Consider the following 25,315-nt stretch of genomic DNA (forward strand, 5'->3'; position numbering starts at 1 on the left):
AACCCTTCTTGGAGATCGCGATGACCGACACCCTCCGCCCGGAACCTGACGACACGCAGCCGTTGGCTACCGATTTTTCCAATCAATTCCTTCTGGCCATGCCCGGCATGGCCGACGAAAACCTCGCAGGCTCGGTGATCTATGTCTGCGAACACACTCCGCGCGGCGCGCTCGGGCTGGTGATCAACCGGCCCACCGAGCTGACGCTGGCGTCCTTGTTCGAACGCATCGACCTGAAACTTGAAATCGGCCCGGTGGGCGACGCCAAGGTGTATTTCGGCGGCCCGGTGCAGACGGATCGCGGTTTCGTGCTGCATGCGCCGGCCGGCGACTACAGCTCCAGCATCCGGCTGGGCGAACTCGCCCTGACCACCTCGCGCGATGTGCTGCAGGCGGTGGCCGATGGCAATGGCCCGGCACGCATGCTGGTGACCCTGGGGTATGCCGGCTGGGGCGCCGGCCAGCTCGAAAGCGAAATGAGCCAGAACGCCTGGCTCAATGTGCAGGCCGACGCTTCCATCATCTTCGATGTCCCTGCCGAAGATCGCTACCCGGCCGCCATGCGGCTGCTGGGCATCGATCCGCTCATGCTGGCGGGCGAAGCCGGACATGCCTGAAGAAACGCTGCTGGCCTTTGATTTCGGCGAGAAGAAAATCGGTATTGCCATCGGCAATACCCTGACGCGTCACGCGCGGCCGCTCGAGATCATTTTTTCCGAGCGCCGTGACGAACGCTTCGGACGCATTGGGCAATTGCTGCAGGAGTGGCAGCCCCAGCGGGTGGTGGTGGGGCTGGCCCTGAACACCGATGGCGGCGAACAGCCGGCCACTCAGCGCTGCCGCCGCTTCGCCAACCAGCTGCATGGTCGCTTCGGCCTGGAGGTCGAACTGGTCGATGAACGCGGCTCCAGCATGGAGGCCCAGCAACGCCTGGGCACGAATGCGCCGGACGACGCCATGGCGGCAGCGGTGATCCTGCAACGTTATCTGGATCGCCTGCCCTGATGCGCCGCTTCAACCCGCAGCTCGGCCCGCAGGGCGAGCTGCGTCATTTCCTGACCACAGAAGGGTTGTCGCGCGTGCAGCTGGAGGGCTTGCTGGACAGCGCCGCGCGCATGGCCGGCGCCCAGGTACCCGCCAGCCTGCAGGGACGCACGATCGGCCTGAGCGGGCTGGACGCGACGCTTGAGGGCATCATGGCGCGCGCCGTCAGGCGGCTGGGCGGAGGGCTTTGGGTCGGGGCGGATCCCCTGGCCAGGCCCGCAGATGCCCATGTGCTGGCCCACAAGGCCAGCGGTGCCGCCCATGGGTTGGCGCGCGGCCAGCCTCATGTCATCAATGCCGGCGACGGCTGGCATGCCAGGCCGCTGCCTGCGCTGGCCGACCTGCTGCATATCCGCCAGGCCAAAGGCGGGTTTACGGAGTTGCGCATCGCCCTGCTGGGAGATCTGCGCCATGACGGCCGCGGGCGCTGCCTGGTGCATGCCCTGACCACTCTGGGCGCGCCGCAACTGCGTCTGGCCACCGCGCGCGCGCTGCGGCCCGACGGGTTGGCGCAACTGGGGCTGAGCGCCCATGACGATACTGCCCAGGCGCTTGAGCAGGCTGATGTGGTCATCGACCTGGGTCTGCAGCCCGATGCGCTGGCGGTACTGCCCTCGGCGCGCGACTACGCCCGACGCTGGGGCCTGACGCCGGCCGCCAGAGCCTGCGCGCAGCCCGATGCGCTGTTTCTGGGCGACACGCCCGCCGCTGGCGTCGAAACCGCCGCCATGGCGGTGCTGCATACCCTGCTGGGAGCAAGGCCATGACTTGGCTTATCCGCGGCGCGCGCCTGATCGATCCGCAGCGCGGCCAGGACGCTGTGGCGGATCTTTATCTTGCCGATGGACGTATCCTGGCGCAGGCAGCCGCGCCGGCTGGTTTCACGCCGGCGCGCGTGATCGAGGCGCATGGCCTGGCCGTGTTGCCGGGCCTGACGGATCTGGCCTGGCGCGGCGGCGCCGATCCGGCCCGCGAGGCGCAGGCGGCTTTGTCGGCCGGGGTGACCCGTGTGGTGCTGCCGCCCGGGCAGGCGGGAATCGATGGCCCCTTGCAGGCCCTGCCGCTGGCGCCGCTGTGCGGGCCCGATGGGCGGCTGGCCGAGATGGCGCATGCCTTGCAGGATGGTTGCGTCGCCGTGGCGCAGGGCGATGGCCCTTTGCCCGGCAACCGCCAGCTCTGGCTGGCGATGCAATATGCCGCCGACCTGGATGCCACCCTGTGGCTGCGGCCCGAGGATGCCGCGCTGGCGCAAGGCGGTGTGGCTGCCGCCGGCCCTTATGCTGCGCGCCTGGGGCTGCCGGCGGTGCCCGAAGAGGCCGAGACGGTGGCGTTGCAGACCTTGTTCACCCTGCAGCGCGCCACCGGGGCGCGTCTGCATCTGTGCCACTTGTCCAGCGCCGCGGGGCTGGATCTGTTGCGGCAGGCGCGCCGCGCGGGCCTGCCCGTGACGGCCGACGCCACCGTCCAGCACCTGCACCTGACCGACCTGGACCTGGGCTTCTATGACGCGCGGGCGCATCTGCGCCCGCCCCTGCGCAGCCAGCGCGATCGCGACGCCATTGCCCAGGCGCTGGCCGACGGGACGCTCGATGCCCTGTGCTCCGATCACTGTCCGTTGGACGACGCGGCCAAGAGCGGGCCATTTGCGTTGACCCGGCCAGGCGCCAGCGCCGTCGAACTGCTGCTCTCCCTGACCCTGAAATGGGCCCGCGACCAGAGCCTGCCCCTGGCGCAGGCCTTCGCGTGCCTGACCAGCGGTCCGGCGCGTGTGCTGCGCCAGCCTGCAGCCACGCTGGCGCCCGGCGCGCCGGCCGATCTGTGCCTGGTGGATCTCGATGACGAATGGTTGCCGCAGCTCCACGGGCTGCGTAGTGTCAGTTGTCAGACACCGTTCGCAGGTATGATGCTGCCCGGCCGTGTGCGCGCCACTTTCTCGGGTGGGCGCCTATCTTGGGAGATGCCTGCTTGAACGTATTGCGTTTTGCCCTGCGGGCCGTGTTGCTGCTGCTCTGGATTCTGTTCGGGCTGTTCTGCGTCGGCCTGGTCTATCGCTTTCTGTCCAGCGCGCGGCGTGCGGCGCTCAATCGTTTCTGGTCGCGCTGGCTGATGCGATTGTGCGGGATACGGGTGAAGGTGTTCGGGCAGCCGAGGCTTTCAGGCGCCGTGCTCTGGGCCGTGAACCATGTTTCATGGATCGATATTTTCGTACTCAACACGGTGCGCGCAGCGTCGTTCGTGGCCAAGAGCGAAATCCGCGCGTGGCCGGTGATCGGCAGTCTGGCCGCCGGCGCCGGGACCTTGTTCATCGAGCGCGGACAGCGTCATGCCGTGCACGCCATGGGCCAGTCCATCAACGCCTGCTTCGAGCGTGGCGAGGCGGTCGGGCTGTTCCCGGAGGGCACGACTTCCGAAGGCTTCGAACTGCGGCCCTTTCACGCCAGCCTGTTTGAACCGGCGCGCGCCGCCGGCGTGGACATCCAGCCGGTGGCCTTGCGCTTCCTGCACCATGGCAAGCGCAGCGGCTTTGCCGCCTTCGTGGGCGAGGAGTCGCTGGTGGCGAATCTGTGGCGCGTGCTGGGGGCCACCGGCCTGTCGGTCGAGGTGGCATTTCTGGCGCCGGTGGCGACCCGTCACGCGGACGGCTCGCCTTTCACCCGGCTGGAAATCTCGCGCCTGGCGCGCGAAGCCATCCTGACCCAGCTCTGAGCAGGGCTTACTCGGACAGCGGGTCCTGGAACTGGCTGCACTTGATCTGCACCAGCCTGCGATCCTGCAGCCGCATGGCGCTCAGGGCGCCGCCCCAGACGCAGCCGGTATCCAGGCAGATCAGGTTGGGCCGCACCAGCAGCCCGAGCGTGGACCAATGGCCAAAGACGATGGTCACGTCGCGGGTGGCGCGGTTGGGCACCTCGAACCAGGGGACGAGACCCGCGGGCCATGCGCCCGGCGCGACCTTGGTGGCGAATTCCATCTGGCCGCCCGGCGTGCAAAGCCGCATGCGCGTCAGGGCATTAATGATGATGCGCAGGCGCTTGCTGCCCTTGTGATCTTCTTTCCAGATCACCGGTTCGTTGCCGTACATCTTCTGCAATGACTTCTGCCAGTTCGGCGCGCGCAGGGCCGCCTCGACCTCGGCGGCCAGCGATAGTGTCTTGGCGACATCCCATTTGGCCATCACGCCGGCATGCACCATCAGGTGGTTGTGGGCGAAGTGCGCCAGCGGGCGATACCGCAGCCAGTCGATGATGTCGGCTGCGTCGGGGGCGTTGAGGATGTCGTTGAGCGTGTCCGACTTGGATGGCTTGCGCACGCCGGCAGCCGCCGCCAGCAGGTGCAGGTCATGGTTGCCGAGGATGGACACGGCGCGATCTTCCATGGCCATGATGCGGCGCAGGGTGCCCAGCGAATCCGGGCCGCGGTTGACCAGGTCGCCAGCGAACCAGAACCTCGCCTCGGGATCGGAGGCGATGTCGGGGTGCGAGAGTAATTGCTGCAGCGGCGTGCAGCAGCCCTGCACGTCGCCGATCATCCAGATGCTGCCAGTGGTCATGCCGACGCTTTTCTCCAGGGCCAGCGGTGTTGCATAAAACGTGCCGTGATATGGCGGTACTCCATCAGGGCCAGGGCGCCAAGGGCCAGCAGCATGGCTGCGGCATTGGGGCCGAGCGCGGTCAGCCAGGGCGGCCAGCGGCTGAGCATGCCCACGTTCAACGCCAGCTGGTTGACCATGAAGAAGGCCACGCCCATCAGGATCCCGATGAAGACCTTGGCACCGACGCCACCGCGGCGCGTCTGCATGAACGCGATCGGCGCGGCGATGGTAATCATCACCAGCAAGGTGAAGGGATAGACGAACTTGCGCCACAGGGCCACCACCTGCCGGTCGGCCTGCAGCTGGTTGTGGTGCAGATAGTCGATGTAGTCGATCAGGGTGGCGGCGGACATGCGCTCGGGCGTGAGCACGCGCGCCAGCAGGCGCTCCCCGTTGAGCGTGGTATCCAGGCGCAGCGTGGGCAGGTTGATCACCTCGGCCGGCGGCGCGCTCGGCTGGCGTGCATTGGCCAGCGCCTGGGCGGCGCGCTCGTCCAGGCGGGTCTGCACGACGTCGGTCATGACCAGATCGCCATCGCTGAAGCGCCCGGTGGCTGCCGTCGACAGCGAGGCCAGCTCCAGGTCGGGCTTGAGCTCATAGAGCGTGACGCCTTCGACCTCGCCATTGGCCAGCAGGCTGCGGATGTTGATGATGCGGGTGCCGCCATCGCGGGTCGGCTCCTTGAACCAGTAGCCGCTGTTCAGGCGTCCGCCTCCGGCCTTGCCGCGAAAAGTCAGGTCGGCCTCGCCGCTCTTGATCTCGGCGGCCGGGGTGACGAATTCCGACAGCAGGGTGGCGCCCACCATGAGGGGGATGGTGATGATCCACAGCATGCGCATCAGACGCATGCCGCTCACCCCGGACACGCGCAGGATGACCAGCTCGTTGCGCTGCGCCAGCCCGGCCAGGGCCAGGATGGATCCGATCAGCAGCCCGATGGGCAGCAGGTCGTACAGGCGGGTGGGCAGGGCCAGGGCCTGCATGTAGAGCAGCGCCGGCATGCTGAACTTGCTGCCGACGTTGTCCAGGTCATCGACCAGCGCGAAGAACGTGAACAGCCCCAGCAGGGCCAGAAGCACCACTGCACAGGAGCGATAGATCTCGCGGGCCAGGTATCGGCGGGCGGTACGCATGGTTATCGAAAAAACCTTCAAGGCGCGCTCGCGATGGGCGCGCAAACACAAAACTTTAACAAATCCCGGGGCCGTTCTTGCGGCGGCGTGTTACGGGATGTCCACCAGGCGCATGCGCCGCAACAGCGTGTTGGTGCGCGAGTTCAGGTAGGCGGTATTGCGGTGCTTGTCGTAATAGCGCGGATTGGGCAACATGGCTGCCAGCCGGGCCGCCTGCGCCGGGCTCAGCTGAGCCGCGCTGACGCCATAATAGTGGCGCGCGGCCGCCTGCGCCCCGAATACCCCTACGCCCCATTCGGCCACGTTGAGATAAAGCTCAAGGATGCGCTCTTTCGTCATCGTGTGTTCGATCATATAGGTAAGCACCAGTTCCTGGCCCTTGCGCAGGTAGCTGCGCGAGCCGGACAGAAACAGATTCTTGGCCAGTTGCTGGGTAATCGTCGAGCCGCCGCGCATGCGGCTGCGCCCCTGCGACTGCTGATCCTGGTTGTATTCCCAGGCGCGCCGGATGGCTTCCCATTCCACGCCATCGTGGCCGGTGAAGTTGGCATCCTCGGAGGCGACCACGGCCCGCTTGAGCGACACGCTGATGCGGTCGTAGGGCACCCAGGTGTAGGCCAGCTTGGCGTCCGGATCGGTTTCGCGCAGTTGCGCCAGTTCCTGGCGCATGATGGCGCTGCTGCCGGGGTCGCGGTGCGCATACCAGACCACCATGCCGAACATGATCAGCTCGTAGATCAGCAGCAGGCACAGCAGGGCCATGATCAGGCCGCTGATCAGTCGGAACCATGAGCGGGGACGCCGGCCGGCCATGCCGCTCAGCCCTCGGCCAGCAGCTCGGTGCGCAGGGTCATGAGCACCGGCGAAGGGTCGGGGCGCACGCCATGCCAGAGATAGAAGCTCTCGGCGGCCTGGCCGACCAGCATGCCCAGGCCGTCGGCGCAGCGCGCCGCGCCGTCGGCCTGGGCCTGGCGCATGAAGGCGGTGGGACGGGCGCCGTACATCATGTCGTAGGCCAGCGCATCGGGTGCATACAGCGAGCTCGGCAGTGCTGGCGCCTGATCCTGCAGGCTGCTGGCCGTGGCGTTGATGACCACGTCCCAGCCGCCGGGCCGCGACGCCTCGGGTAGCCCGCCGGCCTGCAGTTCGGCGGGGCAGGAAAGCCCGCTGGCACGTGCGCCGTCGAGCAGCTCGGTGGCGCGCCCGGGGCTGCGGTTGACCACCCGGATGGTGGCGCAGCCGGCATCGGCCAGCGGTTGCAGCACGCCACGGGCGGCGCCGCCGGCGCCCACCAGCAGAACGCGGGCGCCCATCAGGCGGGCGCCCAGGCGTTGCAGGTCGCTCACCAGGCCGACGCCGTCGGTGTTGCAGCCGTGCAGTGTCCCGTCGCGCCAGCTCAGGGTGTTGACCGCGCCGGCCACGCGCGCACGCGCCGAAAGATGTTGCGAGGCCAGCTCGAAGGCTTCCAGCTTGAAGGGGACGGTGACATTCAGGCCCTGGCCGCCATCGTGGAAGAAGCGTCGTACCGTGTCGCGAAAACCGTCCAGGGCTGCGGGCAGACGTTCATAACGCAGGGCGATGCCGGTCTGGGCGGCGAACATGGTGTGAATCTGCGGCGAGCGGCTATGGGCCACCGGATTGCCGATGACCGCATAGTGGAGCAGGGCAGGCGCCTGAGTCATGGGGCGGAAGTTTCCAGGGAGTCGTTGACGAAATGCCAGCTGCGCGTGATCACCAGCTGATCCGTGTCGCGCGCCAGCTCGGGCGGGAAAGGCGCAAAGGGCGCAGCCAGTTGCACGATGCGCCGGGCGGCCTGATTGAGCACGGCATGGGGCGAGGGCTCATCGATCTCGAAGTCGGCCAGGCTGCCGTCGCTGCGCACGGTGACGGTGATGCGCAAGGTGCCGTACAGGCGCCCGCGCGCCTGATCGGGGAAATGCTGCGTGCCGACGGTTTCGATGCGGGTGCGCCAGCCATCCAGGTAGGCGGCATAGCGCGAGGCCTGGGCGGCCGGCGCCACGAAGGCCTTGCGTGGCAGTGCGTTATAGGCCTGGACCCGGCTTGAAAGGGTGGCGATCTGCGCGTTCTGAACCGCGCCGGCCTGGTCCTGCAGGGCCAGGCCGGGATCCTGGCGGCCGTCCCAGGGGTGGACCGCACTGCGGGCCGCCTCGGCCTGCTCGCTTGCCTGCAGCTGGGTCAGCAGGCGCGTCTGTTCGGCCTCCAGCTGCATCTGGCGCTCGCGCATGGCCTGCAGCACGATGGTGTCGGGCGCCTCGCCGGTGCGCGGCAAGGGCGTGCTGCTGATGCCGGCCCGGGCGTTGCCGCCGCCGTCCATATTCTGCTGGGCCAGCACCTGGGCGTGTTCGGGAGGGCTTTCGCTGCGGGCGTTGACCAGGGTGATCTCCAGGCCGCTGGCCTGCGGACGCGGGGCAGCCGGCGCGCTTATGCGCCAGGCGAGCAGGCCGGCATGCAGCAGCACCGAGATGGCCAGGCCGACCAGCAGGTAATGCCGGCGCGGCGCCAGAGGCGGGGTCGAAGGGGCGAGGGTCAGGTCCACGCGGGCATTTTAGTCTGCCCTGGACCGGTATCGCGACTGCCGGACCGCGGAGGCGGTCCGGCGGCCGGGTTCAGGCTGTAGCGTCGGCCTGGCCGAGATAGCGGCAGTCCAGCTCCAGGGTGAGTTCGTTCATGCCCAGGATCTCGATCTCGACGGCAGTGCCGCGCTCCAGTTCGGGCAGGCCGCCCACCCGCGTGACCAGCGGGGCATTGGCCAGGCGCACCAGATCGTCGCGCAGCACGTGGGCCACGCAACGACGCACCCCCTGCTGGCGCAGCCAGCGCAGGCACCAGTAGCGCTCCATGATGTTCTGGAACTCGCCCCAGGTGGCGTACTGGGCGTCAAAGGCGCCGATGATGGCGAAGAGATCAGCGTCCTTGGGCTTGAACGGCGCCACCAGGCGCGCCGAAATGCCATGCTCGACGGCGGCGATCAGCTGCCACTGGTTGACCAGGTCGACATAGCGGCGCAGCGGCGACGTGAACCAGGCGTACTGCGGCACGCCGATGGCTTCGTGGGGCAGGGCCTGGGTGCTCATGCGCACCCGCCCGGCCTGCTGCGAGCGATAGATGCCGGGCACGCCGTGCTGCTGCAGGAAACCGCCCCACAGGCTGTTGGCCAGGATCATGTACTCGGCCACCATGCGGTCCAGCGGCGCATTGCGCTGGCGCGGCACCAGGCGCACCGGGGTATCCGGGTTGTCGGCCGGCCCGTCCAGATAGAAGCTGTATTCGACCCGGTTGTTGTTCTCGGGCTTGCCGCGCACGATATCGCGCTGCCCGGAGAGTGCCTGCGACAACTGCCACAGCGGGCGCAGCCAGTCGCCGTAGGGCAGGACGCTGGCAGGATCGGCCAGCGCGGCTTCAGTGATCTGGTCATCGAGCTGGTTGTGGCGCAGGTTTTCGCGCACCACGACGCGCTCCAGGCGGGTTTCGGGGTCACTGACCTCGCCGGTGAGCGGATCGGCCGTCACATAGAGCGACAGCGCCGGCACGGGGCGGCCGGCATCCAGAGAGAAGGCCTGGATGACGTGGTCGGGCTGCATCGGGATCTTGTCGCCCGGCATATACACGGTGGACAGGCGAGCGCGCGCCAGTTTGTCGAGTTCGCTGCCGCGCGTGACCGCCAGACCCGGTGCGGCTACGTGGATGCCGACGCGCAGCCGGCCATCGGGCAGTTGATGGACCGAGAGGGCGTCGTCGATTTCGGTGGTGGTGATGTCATCGACCGAATAGATCTCGCCTTCGACCAGCGGCAGCTCGCGCTCCAGCGCCGGGATCGCGACCTCGGGGAAGTCCAGGCCGCGCGGGAAGTTCACCGCCAGGAAGCGACGCTGGTGCAAGGCCAGCGGATGCGGCCAGGCGCCCAGCTCCAGCAGCAACTGGTCGGGGCTTTTCTGCAGCTTGCTGCAGGCCGCATCCAACGCCTTCCATTGCATGCTGTTCTTGTCCGGGCGCACCAGCAACGACTCGGCCGCCTGGGCGATGGGCTCGGGCAGCCGGCCGGCGACCATATCGTCCACCCAGGCCTGCTGCTGTTCGGCCTGGCGCTGTTTTTTCTCCAGCGCTGCCAGGGCAGCCTGAAGAATGTCGGGTGGCGCCGGGCGGTAGCGGCCTTTGCCGCGCCGGTGGAAATAGACCGGTGCGCCATGCAGGCGCATCAGCAGGGCGGCATGCTCGACCGGGCTGGGCGCGTGGCCGAAATAGTCCGCCGCCAGCGTGGGCGCGTCGAACTCCTCCTGCGGCGCGCATTCCCAGAGAAAGCTCAGGTCGATGTCCTCGGCCAGGGCCGCGGCATCGCGCATCAGCGCCGCCGGCTCGGGCGAGGCGAACGTGAACAGGGTGTTGGCCCGCTTGATTTTGCTGCGCTTGCCGGATTCCGACTCCACCTGGAGGCTGGCGTCGGTTTCGGACAGGATATTCGCGGCCTTGAAACTGCCGTCGTCTTCGTAAAACACGTACATATATCGGTCCATCGGGCCGGCGCGCAGCATGCGTACCGGTAAAGCTAGAAGGTGGCGTAAGGCTGGCAGGCGCCGCGAGGGTCAGCCCGCCGCCAGCGCGAATTCGAGGACTTCCGGCATCCAGTGCGCGAAGTCGGACAGCCCATGATCGCTGCCGTCGATGATGCGTTGGCGACAGCCCTCGAAGCGATCGCGCATTTCTCGCCAGTCAAGGACTTCGTCGCCGGTGGCGGCCACGAGGAAATAACGTTGCGGCTGCGTCAGCCGGGGGACATCCAGCGCTTGCAGCTCCTGGACATACTCGGGCAAAAACACGAAGGGGGCGGCAGAATGATACATCGTGTGTTCGCCCACCTGGGTCGCCAGGTCGCGCGCGGCATGGACGGCCGGATTGAGCAGCACGGCGCGGCAGCCAAGTTGTTCGGCCAGCCAGGTGGCGTAATAGCCGCCCAGCGACGAGCCCACGACGGTCAGATGGTGCGCAGGCAGACCGTCCAGCAGGCGGCGCGCCTGCTGATGCGCCAGTTCGGCGGCCGCCTTGGGGCTGGCCGGCAGCTGCGGGCAGCACCAATCGGCCTGGCGGCCGCGCTCGGCCATGGCCTGCGCCATGAGGCGCGACTTGAATGAGTCAGGCGAAGAGCGGAAGCCGTGCAGATACAGGATTTTGCTGGCGGTCGTCATGGCGTGGGCTCCGGTGGGCTCAGGCGGTCTGGGCCAGGGCGTCGAGCAGCTTGCCGTGCACGCCGCCGAAACCGCCGTTGCTCATGACCAGGATGTGGTCGCCGGGCCGTGCCGCGGCGGCCACGGCGCTTACCAGCGCCTGCAGGTCTTCAAAGCTGGCGGCGCGCTCGCCCAGCGGCGCTAGCACCTCGGCGGGATCCCAGCCCATCGCTCCTTCCCGTGTCTTGTAGCAAAACACCAGGTCGGCGCCGTCCAGGGCGCCGGGCAGGCGCGCGGCCATGGTGCCCAGCTTCATGGTGTTCGAGCGCGGCTCCAGCACGGCAAGGATGCGTGCAGGCCCGACCTGCCGGCGCAAACCCTCGATGGTGGTTGCGATGGCGGTGGGGTGGTGGGCGAAGTCGTCATAGACCTTCACGTCCCGGACGGTGCCGCGCAGTTCCATGCGCCGCTTGACGCCGCCGAAACGGCTCAGCGCGTCGATGCCTGCGGCGGGGCTGACCCCGACATGCTCGGCTGCGGCCAGGGCGGCCAGGGCATTCATGCGGTTGTGCTCGCCGCCCAGCATCCAGCGCACCTCGCCGGCCGGCCGGCCGTCTCGCAACACGGTGAAGGCGCCGTCGTCCCGAACCTCGCCGGCCTGCCAAGCGCCCTGGGCGCCGATGCCGACGGTCGGGGTCCAGCAGCCACGGGCCAGCACGCGCTGCAAGGCCTCATCCCCGGCGGGCAGCACGATGCGGCCTTCGGACGGAATGGTGCGCACCAGGTGATGGAATTGCGTTTCGATGGCGGCGAGATCCGGGAAGATGTCGGCGTGGTCGTATTCGAGGTTATTGAGAATCGCCGTGCGCGGGCGGTAGTGCACGAACTTCGAGCGTTTGTCGAAGAAGGCCGTGTCATATTCATCGGCCTCGATCACGAAGGGCCTGCTGTCAGGCTGGTAGCGCGCCGATACCTTCAGGTCCGGAGCCACGCCGCCGATCAGGAAATTGGGGCGCAGGCCAGCCTGCTCCAGGATCCAGGCCAACATCGAGCTGGTGGTGGTCTTGCCATGGGTGCCGGCCACGGCCAGCACGTGGGCGCCGGGCAGGATGTTGTCGCCCAACCACTGCGGCCCGGACACATAGCGCGCACCGCTGTTGAGGATGGCTTCCATCAGGGGATTGCCGCGCTTGACCACATTGCCGATCACGAACAGATCGGGCTTGAGCGCCAGCTGATCGGCCTCGAAGCCTTCGATGAGCTCGATGCCTTGCTCGGCGAGCTGGGTGCTCATCGGCGGGTACACCCCCGCGTCGCAACCCGTGACCCGGTGGCCGGCTGCCCGCGCAATCAGCGCCAGCCCGCCCATGAAAGTGCCGCAAATGCCAAGAATATGTAGATGCATGGGGTTCTCCTGCAGGCATTGTAGAGGGCTGCGGGGCGGTCGTGCGCGGCGGCTCGGTATATGATGGGGCCATGAATCGCCGTCTTTTCCTTTATGCTGGCGCGGGCGCCGCGGTGGCCGCCATCGCCAGTTATGGCTATACCCGTTTTGCCACCCCGGCGCCGGCGACACCGCTGGACACCCTGCTGGATCTGTCTCTGCCCGACCTGGCCGGTCAGGCGCAATCGCTGTCGCAATGGCGCGGCCAGCCCATGGTGATCAATTTTTGGGCCACCTGGTGCAAGCCTTGCGTAAAAGAAATGCCCGAGTTGCAGGCTATCCACGAAAAAGCCGGCAAGGTTCGCTTTGTCGGCATTGGTGTCGATACCGCCGACAATATGCGCAAATTCGTCGAGAAAGTTCCGGTTTCCTACCCTCTTCTGGTGATGGGCGCCGGGGCGCTGGAGCTCCTGCGCGGCCTGGGCAATCCCTCCGGTGGCCTGCCTTTTACCCTGATCTTGAATGCAGATGGAAGCATTAGGCAGAAGATCCTCGGGCAGATCGATCCGGTGTCGCTGGAAGCGACGGTTCTGGAGCTTGCTGCGTGATCCCAGTTGCGCGAAGCGCTTGAATTGGCGTAAAAAGGCGGTTTATGGATTGTTTTGCCAGCAACTGGCAGGCCAAATGGCGCGACGCATCCTAGTTTTGCATGGCCCCAACCTGAATCTCCTCGGTACCCGGGAGCCGGAAATCTATGGCAGCCTTACGCTGGCGCAGATCAACGAGCACCTGGAAACCCTGGCGGCGGAGCTTGGGCTGACCCTGGCGGCTTGGCAGAGCAATCACGAAGGAGCCCTGGTCGATCGTATCCAGGCAGCAGCCAAGGACGGCACTGATTTCATCATCATCAATGCCGCTGCCTATACCCACACCAGCGTGGCGGTGCGTGATGCACTGGCCGGAGTGGCGATCCCATTTATCGAAGTGCATTTGTCCAACCTGTATAAGCGCGAGCCCTTCCGCCACCACTCCTATCTCTCGGATATCGCCATTGGCCTGATCAGCGGGCTGGGGGCGGAGGGATATGCGGCGGCCCTGCGTTACGCAGCGCGGCATTGAGACTCAGCCGGATCTTCGTTTTTCCTTCAAAAACATCACGAGCACCCGCCCGCGCGGGCGCTGTCAACATTCTCGGGAAGCAGCTTCTATGGACCTCCGAAAACTCAAGACCCTGATCGACCTCGTGGCGGAATCGGGCATTGCCGAACTCGAAATCACCGAGGGTGAAGGCAAGGTTCGCATCGTCAAGTTCTCCCAGACGCTGCAGCCCGTGGTCGCCGCTGCGCCGGAAGCCGCGCCTGCCGTGGTGGCCGCTGCTCCGGCTGCGGCCCCGGCTGCCCCTGCCGCGGCGCCCGCCATTCAGGGCCACGTGGTCAAGGCGCCGATGGTCGGCACCTTCTACCGCGCTCCCAATCCGGGTGCGGCTCCCTTCGTCGACGTCGGCCAGAGCGTCAAGGAAGGCGAGGCCCTTTGCATCATCGAGGCCATGAAGCTGCTCAATGAGATCGAAGCCGACAAGTCCGGCGTCATCAAAGAAATTCTGGTCGAGAACGGCGAACCCGTCGAATACGGTCAACCGCTGTTCGTCATTGGCTGATAGCGAAAAATGTTCGAGAAAATCCTGATCGCCAACCGCGGCGAGATTGCCCTGCGTATCCAGCGCGCCTGCCGCGAGCTGGGTATCAAGACCGTGGTGGTGCACTCGGAAGCCGACCGCGAGGCCAAATATGTGCGCCTGGCTGACGAATCCGTTTGCATCGGACCGGCACCTTCGCGTGAAAGCTACCTCAATATGCCGGCCATCATCTCGGCTGCCGAGGTGACCGACGCCGAGGCCATCCACCCTGGCTATGGTTTTCTGTCCGAGAACGCCGATTTCGCCGAGCGCGTCGAGAAAAGCGGTTTCGTTTTCATCGGTCCGCGCCCCGACACGATCCGCCTGATGGGCGACAAGGTCAGCGCCAAGCAGGCCATGATCGAAGCCGGCGTGCCGGTGGTGCCGGGCTCGGCCGGGGCATTGCCGGAAGACCCGCAGGAAATCCTGCGGATCGCCCGCGAGGTCGGTTATCCGGTCATCATCAAGGCGGCGGGCGGCGGCGGTGGCCGCGGCATGCGCGTGGTGTATACCGAAGCGGCTCTGCTGAACGCCGTCACCATGACCCGTTCGGAAGCCGGGGCGGCCTTCAACAACCCCGAAGTCTATATGGAGAAGTTCCTGGAAAATCCGCGTCACGTGGAAATCCAGGTGCTGGCCGATGGCGGGCGCAACGCCGTGTGGCTGGGCGAACGCGACTGCTCCATGCAGCGTCGCCATCAGAAGGTCATCGAGGAAGCGCCGGCCCCCGGCATTCCTCGCCGCCTGATCGAGCGCATCGGCGACCGTTGCGCCGACGCCTGCCGCAAGATGGGCTATCGGGGCGCGGGCACGTTCGAGTTCCTGTATGAAAACGGCGAGTTCTATTTCATTGAAATGAACACCCGCATCCAGGTCGAACATCCGGTCACCGAACTGATCACCGGGGTGGACCTGGTGCAGCAGCAGATCCTGATCGCCGCCGGCGAGAAGTTCACGCTGCGTCAGCGCGACATCACCTTCGAAGGCCATGCCATCGAGTGCCGTATCAACGCCGAAGATCCGTTCCGCTTCGTACCCAGTCCGGGCCGGATTACCAACTGGCATACGCCGGGCGGGCCGGGCGTGCGGATCGACTCGCATGCCTACAACGGTTACTTCGTGCCGCCGAACTATGACTCGATGATCGCCAAGGTCATCACCTACGGCGATACGCGCGAGCAGGCCCTGGCCCGCATGCGGATTGCGCTGTCGGAGATGGTCGTCGAAGGTATCCAGACCAACATCCAGTTGCACCGGGAGTTGTTGCAGGACGCCCGCTTCATCGAAGGCGGCACCAGCATCCACTACCTGGAACACAAGCTCGCCCAGCGTCCCTGAGCGATGCATCGCGGGGCCCGAAGGGCCCCGTTTTTTGTACAGAAGACGACGGCCGGGGCCCGCATTGCGCGGGCCTTGCCGCGAGGAAGAAGCCCCCCATGCGTGAATTGGTCCTTTACTGCCGCGAGGCGCAGGCCGAAGCCCTATCCGATGCCCTGCTGGAGGTCGGCGTGCTGTCGGTCTCGGTCGAGGATGCCGACTTCGGCACCGACGATGAGCGCCCCTTGTTCGGAGAACCCGGCACCGAACCGCAGGTGCAGGCCTGGGACCGCAATCGCGTGGTGGCGCTGCTGCCCGATGGCGCCGATCCCGCACAGCTGCTGGAGCAGGCCGCCCAAGTGGCCGAACTGGATGCCGCCCAACTGGCCGACTGGAGTCTGCGCGATGTGCCGGACGCCGACTGGGTGCGACTGACGCAATCCCAGTTCGGCCCCATCCGCATATCCGACCAGCTCTGGATCGTGCCCAGCTGGCACCGCGATGACGTCGAGTTGCCCACGCCCGCCGAAGGCATCCGCATCGAACTGGACCCGGGGCTGGCTTTCGGCACCGGCAGCCACCCCACCACCCATTTGTGCCTGGCCTGGCTGGAAGCGGAGCTGCCCGCCGAGGCCACGGTGCTGGATTACGGCTGCGGTTCGGGCATTCTGGCGATTGCCGCGCGCAAGCTCGGCGCAGGCGACACCATTGCCGTGGACATCGATCCGCAGGCGGTGCAATCCACCGAAGACAATGCGCGCGTCAACCAGGTCACGCTGCAGGCCGCCCTGCCCGATGCGCTGGGCGAAGGGCAGTTCCGCGTGGTGGTGGCCAATATTCTGTCCAACCCGCTCAAAGTGCTGGCTCCCATGCTGGCAGGGCGTGTGGCGCAGGGGGGTGAGCTGGTGCTCTCCGGGGTGCTCGAACGCCAGGCAGAAGAGGTTGCCGCGGCCTATGCGCCGTGGCTCGAGATGTCGGTGTGGCGCGCCCTGGATGGCTGGGTGTGCCTGTACGGCCGCAAGGCCTGAGTCCGACGGGGTCGGCCATCATGTCGCTGGTGACACGTTGCCCGAATTGCGGCACTGCCTTCAAGGTGGTGGCCGATCAACTGCGAGTGCGCAATGGCCTGGTGCGCTGCGGCGAGTGCCAGACTGTCTTTGACGGCCGTGCCTGCCTGCAGCCTTCGTCGGCCGCCGCGCCTGTCGAGCCTGCCCGGGAGGGGGCTCAGCAGGCGCCAGCCGGGCAGACGCCCGCACCGGCGGTGTTGCGCAGCCGGCCTGCCATGCTGCCTGCCGTGTCGCCTTGGCGCGATGAGGGGGAGGCGTCTGGCGCGCAGGATGATGACGAGGACGAAAGCAGGCAGACCCCGGCGATGCCGCATGTGCCTGCGCCGCCCTTCAGTCTGCCGGCATCCGTGCCCGAGCCCGAAGCCGTGGGCGCGCCGCCTGCGGCTGCGGAGCCGGTTGTCGACAGGACACTGCGCGCCGAGCCTCAAGTCTGGCGCCCCGGTCCACGTGAGCCGCGCTTGCAGCAGGACGACGCCGCGGCCGAGGGGCTGGCGGTGCCGGGGGAGACGCGCACGCGTTTCTCCAGCGCCACCGACAGCGGCCGTACGCCGCCGGCCTTCATGGATGACGATCACGCGCGCGCGAGCGGCCGCCGTTGGCGGCTCTGGGCCTGGGCCTGCGTGCTGGCCCTGCTGGCACTGGGGCTGCAGCTGGCCTACGTCTATCGCGACGTGCTGGCCACATCGGCGCCGCCCTTGCGTCCGGCGCTGGAGGCTGCGTGCCGGGCCCTTGGGTGCGAAGTGGGTTATCCGCGTCGGATCGAGCGCATCAACATCACTTCTTCTTCCCTGCGTGCCTTGCCGGGGGCGCTGGCCGAAGCGGCTGCCGATGGCGCCCAGGGGCGCAGCCGCATGGCCCTGCACGTGGTCATGCGCAATCGCTACGACAAGCCCCAGCCCTGGCCGGCCCTGATCCTGGAGTTGACGGATATTTCGGATACGGTGGTGGCGCGCAAGGTGCTATTGCCGCAGGATTACCTCAAGCCGGCTCAGGCTGGCCAGCCATTCGGCGCGGGCGAGGAAGTCTCGCTGGTCGTGCCCGTCGATGTCCACGGCATTGCGGTCAATGGCTATCAACTTGATAAATTTTTCCCTTGAAGGATGAACATGACGTCTCCGGTGCTGGTTTGCGGGTCCATGGCTTTCGATACGATCGCGGTTTTCGAAGGCCATTTCAAAGACCACATCCTGCCTGATCGCATTCAATCCCTGAGCGTGTCGTTCCTGGTGCCTGGGATGCGCAAGGAGTTCGGTGGCTGCGCCGGCAATATCGCCTATAACATGAAGCTGCTGGGCGGCGAGCCGGTGCCGGTGGCCACCGTGGGCGAGGATGCCGGCGACTACCTGGAGCGCCTGAAAGAACTGAAGATCGATGCCAGCCGCGTGAAGGTGCTGCCCGGCACCTTCACGGCGCAGTGTTTCATCACCACCGACCTGGATGACAACCAGATCGCGGCTTTCCACCCGGGCGCCATGTCTTTTTCGGCGCAGAACGACCTGAGCTCGGCCGAAGCGGCCTGGGCCATCGTGGCGCCGGACTCCAAGGAGGGGATGTTCGCGCACGCCCAGGCGCTGGCTGCCCGCGACATTCCCTTCGTCTTCGATCTGGGGCAGGCCATGCCGCTGTTCGACGGCGACGATCTCAAGCGCATGCTGGGCCTGTGCCAGGCGCTGACGGTCAACGACTACGAGGCCAGCGTGGTCGAGCAGCGCACCGGCCGCTCGATGGTCGAGATCGCCCGCGAGCTGCGTGCGGTCGTCGTCACGCGCGGCGCGCAGGGCGCCACGCTCTATACGGAAGGCCAGGAAATCCATATCGAGCCGAGTCCTGCGGATCAGGTGGTCGATCCCACCGGTTGCGGCGACGCCCATCGCGGCGGTCTGCTGTATGGCCTGACGCAAGGCTGGAGCTGGCTGGACAGTGCGCGCCTGGCCAACGTGATGGGCGCGATCAAGATCGCCTCGCGCGGGCCGCAGAACCACGCGCCCAGCCGGGCCGAGATCGCGCAACGCCTGCATGCCGCTTACGGCGTGACGCTCTAAAACGTCCGGTGCCCGGTAGTTGCAGTCTGTTTCGAGACCGATTTGGCAAAGCCGGGCAGCGAGGTATCATCGAAACTATCGGTATTCCCGCCGATTGAGGAGTTCCAATGAGCACAACTACTTCTTCGTCCCGCGTGACTGCCCAGTCGGGCCGTTTGGGCCGAGTCGCGCGCGGCGTGGCCGTGGTGACTCTGGCCGCTGGTATGGCTGTGTTGGCCGGTTGCGCCAACCGCAGCGCCTCCAGCGGCGTGTACAGCTATGACCAGGCACAACGTGAACAGATCGTGCGTACCGGTACGGTCACGGGTGTGCGCCCCATCACCATCCAGAACGACAAGTCCAGCGGCGCAGGCATGCTTGCCGGCGGTGCGCTGGGTGGCGTGGCAGGCAATGCCGTGGGAGGTGGTACGGGTCGTGCGATTGCCACGGTGGGCGGTGCCATCCTGGGCGCGCTGGCCGGCAATGCCGTCGAGAATCAGGTCGGCAAGACGTCCGGTCTGGAAATCACGGTGCGCCTGGATAACGGCGAGACCCGCGTGGTTGCCCAGGAGGCCGACGTGCCGGTCAGTGTAGGCCAGCGCGTGCAGGTCATCAGCGGTGCCGGCCCGACGCGCGTCGTGCCGTATTGATTTGTCGCGGCGCCTGGCGCCGCGGTCAACGAAAACCCCCCCTTGCCGCCTCGCGGCAAGGGGGGTTTTTTTTAGGCTGCGTCTTCAGATCAGGCCAAAGCCGCCGTAGGAAAAACGCGTCAGGATCATGATGCCGATCTGGGCCAGGATCAGCACCGCCAGCGGCGAGAAATCGATGGCGGTGCGCGGCAGCAGCCGGCGGATGGGGTCCAGCAGGGGGGCCGTCAGGGTCTGCAGCAGCGCCATCATCGGCGACATCGGATTGACCCACGACAGTACCGCCTGGATCAGCGTGAGCCAGATGATCAGATTGAGCGCCCAGCGCACGGTGGTGAACAGGGCCGTCAGCAGCATGGCAGGCAGCAGCTGCAAGGGCGGCAACTGGCCGGCGCTGACCAGCACCATCAACACGAAGAACACCAGGGCCGCCAGCCAGGCGGCCACCAGGCTGGTCCAGTCGATGCGGCTGCCGGCCGGGATCACGCGGCGCAGCGGCACGATGAGCCAGTTGGTCGCCTGGTAGACCACGCGCGCCAGGGGGTTGAAGGGATGCAGGCGGACGGCGTGCACCCAGGCGCGCAACAGTAGCGCTGCCCCGAACAGGGTGAACAGGATATTGATGAGAAAGCGCAGGATATCGCCGAGCATGGCAGTCAACTAACCAGACAATAACGGTCGCTATTGTCGCATGCGGGTCATTGCAACACGCGGTGGCAGAACGAAAAAGCCGCCCGGCTTGCGCCGGACGGCCAGGGTCGACCGAAAAGGTCAGCCTGTCCGATTAAGGACGGCCGCCGGTCGGGAAGGGCCACGAAGCGGCCGGATTCAGCGCAGTCTTGGCGCCCGGAGCGGCGGCGGTGGACGGTGCTGCTGCCGGCTTTTTGGCTGCCGTCTTCTTGGCCGGAGCCTTCTTGGCGACAGGCTTGGCAGCCGGTTTCTTGGCCGGCGCCTTCGGGGCAGCCGCCTTCTTGGCAACGGTCTTGGTGGTCACGGCTTTCTTGGCAGGCGCTTTCTTGGCGACCGCTTTGGTGGCGACAGCCTTTTTGGCGACGGTTTTCTTGGCGACGACCTTCTTGGCCGGGGCTTTCTTGGCGACCGCCTTCTTGGCGGCGACCTTGGTGGCTGCAACCTTCTTGGCCGGTGCCTTCTTGGCGACAACCGCCTTCTTGGCGACGACCTTCTTGGCCGGAGCCTTCTTGACTACGGCCTTCTTGGCGACGACCTTCTTGGCCGGAGCTTTCTTGGCAACGGCCTTCTTGGCGACGGCCTTGGTGGCGACGACCTTCTTGGCCGGGGCTTTCTTGGCTACAGCCTTCTTGGCGACGACCTTGGTGGCAGCGGCCTTCTTGGCCGGCGCCTTCTTGGCTACCGTCTTGGCGGCGGTGGCTTTCTTGGCGACGGTCTTCTTGACGGCCGGTGCCTTGGCGGCGACCTTCTTTACCGCGGCCTTGGTGGCCACAGCTTTCTTGGCGGGGGCCTTCTTGGCCACGGCCTTTTTGGCTGCGGGTTTCTTCGCCGCGGGTTTGGCGGCTTTCTTGGCAGTTGCCATGGTTATGCTCCTTAGGTTCAGGGGTCCCAGAACTTGAACCCGTGTGGTGGATCGTGTTTCGATCCGCACCCGGGTTATTCATCGGCGCATGCCGCTGTCCCTTGCGGGTTTCAGCCTGACGGCTTGCGCTAATGAATTCGGCACGACCATTTGATATAGCCCCCGCCACACCGGCGCGAGCCATCTCAAATGGCTAGCGGTAGGCAGCGGCGAACCGTCTGCCTACCGTCTTGTCCTGCGTGTGCGAATACCCCGACCGGGGGCACAACCATGGCAGGCCCGTGAGGGCCTTGCCGATTACTCCCAGCTCAGTGCACCACCGGTCTGGTATTCAATCACGCGCGTCTCAAAAAAGTTGCGTTCCTTTTTCAGGTCGATCATTTCCGCCATCCACGGGAAGGGGTTTTCTTCCTGCGGGTAGAGCGGCTCGATGCCGATTTGCTGGCAGCGGCGGTTGGCGATGAAGCGCAGATACGACTTGAACATCGGCGCATTCAGGCCCAGCACGCCACGCGGCATGGTGTCTTCGGCGTAAGCGTATTCGAGTTCGACCGCTTTGCGGAAGAGTTCGCGAATTTCTTCGCGGAACTCCGGGGTCCACAGCTGCGGATTTTCGAGCTTGATGGTGTTGATGAGGTCGATGCCGAAGTTGCAGTGCATGGATTCATCGCGCAGGATGTACATGTACTGCTCGGCAGCGCCGGTCATCTTGTTTTGACGGCCCAGCGCCAGGATCTGCGTGAAGCCGACGTAGAAGAACAGGCCTTCCATCAGGCACGCGAACACGATCAACGACTTCAGCAGCGTTTGATCGGCTTCCAGGGTGCCGGTTTCAAAGTTGGGATCGGCGATGGCGTCGATGAAGGGGATCAGGAACTCATCCTTGGCCCGGATCGACGGCACTTCGTTGTACGCGTTGAAGATCTCGGCCTCGTCGAGGTCGAGGCTTTCGACGATGTACTGATAGGCGTGCGTGTGGATCGCTTCCTCGAAGGCCTGGCGCAGCAGGAACTGGCGGCACTCGGGCGCCGTGATGTGGCGGTAGGTGCCCAGCACGATGTTGTTGGCAGCCAGCGAGTCGGCGGTGACGAAGAAACCCAGGTTGCGCTTGACGATGCGGCGCTCGTCCTCGGTCAATCCGTTAGGATTTTTCCAGAGGGCGATATCGCGCGACATGTTGATTTCTTGCGGCATCCAGTGGTTGGCGCAAGTCGCGAGGTACTTTTCCCAAGCCCACTTGTACTTGAACGGCACCAGCTGGTTGACGTCGGTCTTGCCGTTGATGATGCGCTTGTCGGCCATCTTCACGCGGCCGGCGGTTTCGCCGGCGGCGTTCAGGTCAGCGGGCGAAGCCGGCGCGGCCGGGGTGGGCAGCGCGGTGTCGCCGAACACACCGGTGGCAGCGCGCACAGCCGAGTCGCCGCCTGCGGCGGCAGGCGTCTTGGCGGTCTGTGTGGCGAGGTTGTCGTCTTCCCAATTAAGCATGATCGAATTCTCCGAATGTCGTGGTTACTGGCAGGCTTCGCACTCTTCGAAGCCGGGGTCGCCCGGCCGCATGGTGCAAGCTGCCCCGACGATTTCGGGTTCCGGCAAAACGGGTGCTGCAGATGCAACGGATGCGGTGGCGGTACCGCCAGCGCTGACGGCGTTCAGTTCGCCGCCGCGGCCCGTGGATTTCTCGGCGCTGGTGGCGCCCATGGTGCGCAGGTAGTAGGTGGTCTTCAGGCCGCGCTGCCAGGCCAGCTTGTAGGTGTCGTCCAGTTTCTTGCCCGACGCGCCTGCCATGTAGATGTTGAGCGATTGGGCCTGGTCGATCCATTTCTGGCGGCGCGATGCGCATTCAACCAGCCAGCTCGGTTCGACTTCGAAAGCGGTGGCGTACAGTTCGCGCAATTCGGCGGGAACGCGATCGATGCGGGACAGGCTGCCATCGAAGTACTTGAGGTCAGCGACCATGACTTCGTCCCACAGACCGAGTTTCTTCAGATCACGAACGAGATAATCGTTTACGACCGTGAACTCGCCGGAAAGGTTCGATTTAACGTACAAGTTCTGGAAGGTGGGTTCGATGCACGCAGATACGCCAATGATATTGGAAATCGTAGCGGTTGGGGCAATGGCGATGCAGTTCGAGTTGCGCATGCCTTGTTCTTTGATGCGCGCGCGCAACGCATCCCAATCGAGCGTGCTGGACTCATCGACTTCGACGTTGCCGCCGCGTTCGGCACGCAGCATCGCGATGGAGTCTTGCGGCAGGATGCCGCGCGACCACAGCGAGCCTTCATACGATTCGTAGCGGCCTCGTTCGCGCGCCAGATCGCTCGATGCCCAGTAGGCCTGGTAGCACACGGCTTCCATCGAACGATCGGCGAACTCGATCGCGGCTTGCGAGGCGTACGGCACGCGCATCATGTGCAGGCAATCCTGGAAGCCCATGATGCCCATGCCCACCGGACGATGACGCAGGTTGGAATTGCGCGCCTTCTCAACCGCGTAGTAGTTGATGTCGATCACGTTGTCGAGCATGCGCATGGCGATGCCGACGGTGCGCTTGATCTTGTCGTGGTCGAGTTCGTAGCTGCCATCAGCGGTCGGCTTCATGTGCGCGACCAGGTTCACCGAACCCAGGTTGCACACTGCGATTTCCGATTCGTTGGTGTTGAGCGTGATCTCGGTGCAGAGGTTTGAGCTGTGCACCACGCCCACGTGCTGCTGCGGCGAGCGGATGTTGCACGGATCCTTGAACGTGATCCAGGGATGGCCGGTTTCGAACAGCATCGACAGCATCTTGCGCCACAGCGAGATGGCCGGCATCTTCTTGAACAGCTTCAGCTCGCCGCTGGCGACCTTGGCTTCGTAGCCGACATAGGCCTCTTCGAAGGCACGGCCATACTTGTCGTGCAGATCCGGGCAGTCGGAGGGCGAGAACAGCGTCCATTCGCCGTTTTCGATCACGCGCTTCATGAACAGATCGGGAATCCAGTTCGCCGTGTTCATGTCGTGCGTGCGGCGGCGTTCGTCGCCGGTGTTCTTGCGCAGCTCGAGGAACTCTTCGATGTCCAGGTGCCACGTTTCCAGATAGGTGCACACGGCGCCCTTGCGCTTGCCGCCCTGGTTGACCGCCACGGCAGTGTCGTTGACCACCTTCAGGAACGGCACCACGCCCTGGCTCTCGCCATTGGTGCCCTTGATGTGGCTGCGCAGCGCGCGCACCGGGGTCCAGTCATTGCCCAGGCCGCCGGCGTACTTGGCCAGCAGGGCGTTCTCCTTGATGGCGTCGTAGATGCCTTCGAGGTCGTCGGACACGGTGGTCAGGTAGCACGAGGACAGCTGCGAGTGCAGGGTGCCGGAGTTGAACAGCGTCGGCGTCGAGCTCATGAAGTCGAACGAGGACAGGATCTCGTAGAACTCGATGGCGCGGGCTTCGCGGTCGTTCTCGCGCAGCGCCAGGCCCATGGCCACGCGCATGAAGAAGACCTGCGGCAGTTCGATGCGCGTGCCGCGCACGTGCAGGAAATAACGGTCGTACAGCGTTTGCAGGCCCAGGTAGCCGAACTGCAGGTCGCGGTCGGCGTTCAGGGCGCGGGCCACGCGCTCCAGGTCGAACTCGGCCAGCTTGGGGTCGAGCAGGCCGCCTTCGATGCCGCGCTGGATGAAGGTCGGGAAGTATTCGGCATAGCGCTGGGCCATGGAGGCCTGCGAGACTTCTTCGCCCAGCACTTCCTTGCGGATCGTGTGCAGCAGCAGGCGGGCGGTCACCTGGCTATAGGCCGGGTCTTTTTCGACCTGCGCGCGCGCCGACAGAATGGCGGACTTGAACACTTCGTCGACGGGCACGCCGTCGTACAGGTTCTTGACCGTTTCCTTGATGATGGTTTCGGTATCGATGAACTCGGTCAGGCCGACACCGGCGGCTTCGATGGTGGCGCGCAGCTGGGCCATATCCAGCGGACGGCGTACGCCATTCTCGACGACATGGAGTTGCGGCTCCGTGGCAGCGGCGGCCGGTTGTGCGCTGGCGGCCTGAGCCTGGGCGGCGGCGGCGCGCTCCTGGGCGCGGCGCTCGCGATACAGCACATAGGCGCGCGCGACATCGTGTTCGCCCGAACGCATCAGGGACAGCTCGACCTGATCCTGGACTTCTTCGATATGGAAGGTGCCGCCGCTGGGGCGGTGGCGCACCAGCGCCGCGACGACCTGGGACGTCAGTTGCTCGACCAGCTCGCGCACGCGCGCCGACGCGGCGCCCTGACCGCCATTGACGGCCAGGAAGGCCTTGGTCATGGCGATGGCGATCTTGCCCGGCTCGAAGCCGACGACAGAGCCATTGCGGCGGATGATGTTGTAGCTGGCCCAGCGGCCATTCTGGCCGTCATTCTGGGAGGGATTGGATTCGGGCGGCACGGCGGTGGGCCGAGTCACAGAGGCGATCGTAGTCTGCATGGAAGCTCCTGTGCGAATAAGGGAAACAAGGCAGGGCGGAAGGCCATGCCGGGGGCATCGGAATTGGGTGTGAGGGGAAAAATGCTAGGGCGGAGCGCCTTTCTGAGCGCGGCTCGCGGGGTAAGCGCTGAGCTAATCGACCACAATATATAGTGTACCACCCCCTCGCATGGCACTAATTCTAGTGAGGGTCCCCAAAGCTCACAAGCTGACTTGTGGCAGAAGTTCAGATTTAGTTGTTACCAAATACGGCGGGGGGG

The 25,315-nt window shown here is 65.8% G+C and carries 25 protein-coding genes; 13 read left to right on the plus strand and 12 right to left on the minus strand.

From position 1 onward, the window contains the following. Nucleotides 1-20 precede the first annotated feature (20 nt). Genes A7V84_RS13565 through A7V84_RS13585 form a run of 5 tightly spaced genes read left to right on the plus strand, consistent with a single transcriptional unit; the run spans nucleotide 21 to nucleotide 3,750 of the window. Entirely contained in the window at nucleotides 21-617 is a 597-nt protein-coding gene (locus A7V84_RS13565; RefSeq protein ID WP_025515486.1) for a YqgE/AlgH family protein, read from the plus strand. Next, a complete protein-coding gene (gene ruvX / locus A7V84_RS13570) occupies nucleotides 610-1,005 on the plus strand; it encodes a Holliday junction resolvase RuvX (protein WP_025515488.1) in 396 nt (131 codons plus the stop codon). The genes A7V84_RS13565 and ruvX overlap by 8 nt, the downstream gene beginning before the upstream one ends. Then, nucleotides 1,005-1,811 carry an aspartate carbamoyltransferase gene (locus tag A7V84_RS13575; protein WP_063491581.1) on the plus strand — a complete coding sequence of 269 codons (807 nt, stop codon included), beginning with the start codon at nucleotides 1,005-1,007 and terminating at the stop codon, nucleotides 1,809-1,811. Before ruvX ends, A7V84_RS13575 begins: the two co-directional genes overlap by 1 nt. Continuing rightward, nucleotides 1,808-3,013: an amidohydrolase family protein gene (locus A7V84_RS13580; protein WP_025515491.1), complete on the plus strand. Its 1,206-nt coding sequence runs from the start codon at nucleotides 1,808-1,810 to the stop codon at nucleotides 3,011-3,013. The genes A7V84_RS13575 and A7V84_RS13580 overlap by 4 nt, the downstream gene beginning before the upstream one ends. Then, nucleotides 3,010-3,750 carry a lysophospholipid acyltransferase family protein gene (locus A7V84_RS13585; protein ID WP_033534979.1) on the plus strand — a complete coding sequence of 247 codons (741 nt, stop codon included), beginning with the start codon at nucleotides 3,010-3,012 and terminating at the stop codon, nucleotides 3,748-3,750. The genes A7V84_RS13580 and A7V84_RS13585 overlap by 4 nt, the downstream gene beginning before the upstream one ends. A 7-nt stretch (nucleotides 3,751-3,757) precedes the next feature. Here the strand turns inward: A7V84_RS13585 and A7V84_RS13590 are convergent, their stop codons facing one another. The 8 genes from A7V84_RS13590 to mpl all read right to left on the minus strand — a co-directional run bounded on the left by A7V84_RS13590 (nucleotide 3,758) and on the right by mpl (nucleotide 12,354). Beyond that, nucleotides 3,758-4,594 carry a symmetrical bis(5'-nucleosyl)-tetraphosphatase gene (locus A7V84_RS13590; RefSeq protein WP_033534980.1) on the minus strand — a complete coding sequence of 279 codons (837 nt, stop codon included), beginning with the start codon at nucleotides 4,592-4,594 and terminating at the stop codon, nucleotides 3,758-3,760. Further along, entirely contained in the window at nucleotides 4,591-5,769 is a 1,179-nt protein-coding gene (gene lptG / locus A7V84_RS13595; RefSeq protein ID WP_025515495.1) for an LPS export ABC transporter permease LptG, read from the minus strand. The genes A7V84_RS13590 and lptG overlap by 4 nt, the downstream gene beginning before the upstream one ends. Nucleotides 5,770-5,859: 90 nt before the next feature. Beyond that, complete coding sequence (gene mtgA / locus A7V84_RS13600) at nucleotides 5,860-6,582, minus strand: monofunctional biosynthetic peptidoglycan transglycosylase (RefSeq protein WP_025515496.1); 723 nt, start codon at nucleotides 6,580-6,582, stop codon at nucleotides 5,860-5,862. A gap of 5 nt (nucleotides 6,583-6,587) precedes the next feature. Further along, nucleotides 6,588-7,451, minus strand: coding sequence for a shikimate dehydrogenase (aroE, locus tag A7V84_RS13605; RefSeq protein ID WP_063491580.1), 864 nt, complete (start codon nucleotides 7,449-7,451; stop codon nucleotides 6,588-6,590). After that, entirely contained in the window at nucleotides 7,448-8,326 is an 879-nt protein-coding gene (locus A7V84_RS13610; protein ID WP_025515498.1) for an energy transducer TonB, read from the minus strand. The genes aroE and A7V84_RS13610 overlap by 4 nt, the downstream gene beginning before the upstream one ends. 70 nt (nucleotides 8,327-8,396) lie before the next feature. Further along, a complete protein-coding gene (locus A7V84_RS13615) occupies nucleotides 8,397-10,289 on the minus strand; it encodes an RNB domain-containing ribonuclease (protein WP_025515499.1) in 1,893 nt (630 codons plus the stop codon). Nucleotides 10,290-10,370: 81 nt separating this feature from the next. Beyond that, on the minus strand, nucleotides 10,371-10,970 hold the full coding sequence (locus A7V84_RS13620; protein WP_033534983.1) for a YqiA/YcfP family alpha/beta fold hydrolase: 600 nt from the start codon (nucleotides 10,968-10,970) through the stop codon (nucleotides 10,371-10,373). 19 nt (nucleotides 10,971-10,989) lie between these two features. Next, complete coding sequence (mpl, locus tag A7V84_RS13625; protein WP_063491579.1) at nucleotides 10,990-12,354, minus strand: UDP-N-acetylmuramate:L-alanyl-gamma-D-glutamyl-meso-diaminopimelate ligase; 1,365 nt, start codon at nucleotides 12,352-12,354, stop codon at nucleotides 10,990-10,992. A 71-nt stretch (nucleotides 12,355-12,425) separates the two neighbouring features. On the opposite strand from mpl, the gene A7V84_RS13630 reads away from it, so the two are divergent. The 8 genes from A7V84_RS13630 to A7V84_RS13665 all read left to right on the plus strand — a co-directional run bounded on the left by A7V84_RS13630 (nucleotide 12,426) and on the right by A7V84_RS13665 (nucleotide 19,063). Further along, nucleotides 12,426-12,941: a TlpA family protein disulfide reductase gene (locus tag A7V84_RS13630; RefSeq protein WP_025515502.1), complete on the plus strand. Its 516-nt coding sequence runs from the start codon at nucleotides 12,426-12,428 to the stop codon at nucleotides 12,939-12,941. A 76-nt stretch (nucleotides 12,942-13,017) separates the two neighbouring features. Then, a complete protein-coding gene (gene aroQ / locus A7V84_RS13635) occupies nucleotides 13,018-13,452 on the plus strand; it encodes a type II 3-dehydroquinate dehydratase (RefSeq protein ID WP_025515504.1) in 435 nt (144 codons plus the stop codon). An 88-nt stretch (nucleotides 13,453-13,540) separates the two neighbouring features. Next, nucleotides 13,541-13,990, plus strand: coding sequence for an acetyl-CoA carboxylase biotin carboxyl carrier protein (accB, locus tag A7V84_RS13640; RefSeq protein WP_025515505.1), 450 nt, complete (start codon nucleotides 13,541-13,543; stop codon nucleotides 13,988-13,990). A 9-nt stretch (nucleotides 13,991-13,999) separates the two neighbouring features. Continuing rightward, nucleotides 14,000-15,346, plus strand: a complete 1,347-nt coding sequence (accC, locus tag A7V84_RS13645; RefSeq protein ID WP_025515506.1) for an acetyl-CoA carboxylase biotin carboxylase subunit — start codon at nucleotides 14,000-14,002, stop codon at nucleotides 15,344-15,346. 98 nt (nucleotides 15,347-15,444) lie between these two features. Then, on the plus strand, nucleotides 15,445-16,353 hold the full coding sequence (gene prmA / locus A7V84_RS13650; protein WP_063491578.1) for a 50S ribosomal protein L11 methyltransferase: 909 nt from the start codon (nucleotides 15,445-15,447) through the stop codon (nucleotides 16,351-16,353). 20 nt (nucleotides 16,354-16,373) lie between these two features. Continuing rightward, nucleotides 16,374-17,489: a DUF3426 domain-containing protein gene (locus A7V84_RS13655; RefSeq protein ID WP_063491577.1), complete on the plus strand. Its 1,116-nt coding sequence runs from the start codon at nucleotides 16,374-16,376 to the stop codon at nucleotides 17,487-17,489. 9 nt (nucleotides 17,490-17,498) lie between these two features. Next, on the plus strand, nucleotides 17,499-18,434 hold the full coding sequence (locus A7V84_RS13660) for a carbohydrate kinase family protein (protein ID WP_025515512.1): 936 nt from the start codon (nucleotides 17,499-17,501) through the stop codon (nucleotides 18,432-18,434). Nucleotides 18,435-18,541: 107 nt separating this feature from the next. Continuing rightward, nucleotides 18,542-19,063, plus strand: coding sequence for an outer membrane lipoprotein (locus tag A7V84_RS13665; protein WP_025515514.1), 522 nt, complete (start codon nucleotides 18,542-18,544; stop codon nucleotides 19,061-19,063). A gap of 84 nt (nucleotides 19,064-19,147) precedes the next feature. Here A7V84_RS13665 and A7V84_RS13670 read toward each other — a convergent pair whose 3' ends face one another. From A7V84_RS13670 to A7V84_RS13685, 4 genes are all read right to left on the minus strand, one after another. Next, the gene (locus A7V84_RS13670) at nucleotides 19,148-19,711 is read right to left on the minus strand and encodes a YggT family protein (protein ID WP_033535057.1); all 564 of its coding nucleotides are present in this window, start codon (nucleotides 19,709-19,711) and stop codon (nucleotides 19,148-19,150) included. Between the two features lie 133 nt (nucleotides 19,712-19,844). Then, nucleotides 19,845-20,612 carry a histone H1-like DNA-binding protein gene (locus tag A7V84_RS13675; RefSeq protein ID WP_025515517.1) on the minus strand — a complete coding sequence of 256 codons (768 nt, stop codon included), beginning with the start codon at nucleotides 20,610-20,612 and terminating at the stop codon, nucleotides 19,845-19,847. A gap of 297 nt (nucleotides 20,613-20,909) precedes the next feature. After that, a complete protein-coding gene (locus A7V84_RS13680) occupies nucleotides 20,910-22,097 on the minus strand; it encodes a ribonucleotide-diphosphate reductase subunit beta (protein WP_025515519.1) in 1,188 nt (395 codons plus the stop codon). A 24-nt stretch (nucleotides 22,098-22,121) separates the two neighbouring features. Beyond that, a complete protein-coding gene (locus tag A7V84_RS13685; RefSeq protein ID WP_063491576.1) occupies nucleotides 22,122-25,055 on the minus strand; it encodes a ribonucleoside-diphosphate reductase subunit alpha in 2,934 nt (977 codons plus the stop codon). Between the last annotated feature and the right edge of the window lie 260 nt (nucleotides 25,056-25,315).

The sequence above is a fragment of the Bordetella trematum genome, from assembly GCF_900078335.1.
Classification (GTDB): domain Bacteria; phylum Pseudomonadota; class Gammaproteobacteria; order Burkholderiales; family Burkholderiaceae_B; genus Bordetella; species Bordetella trematum.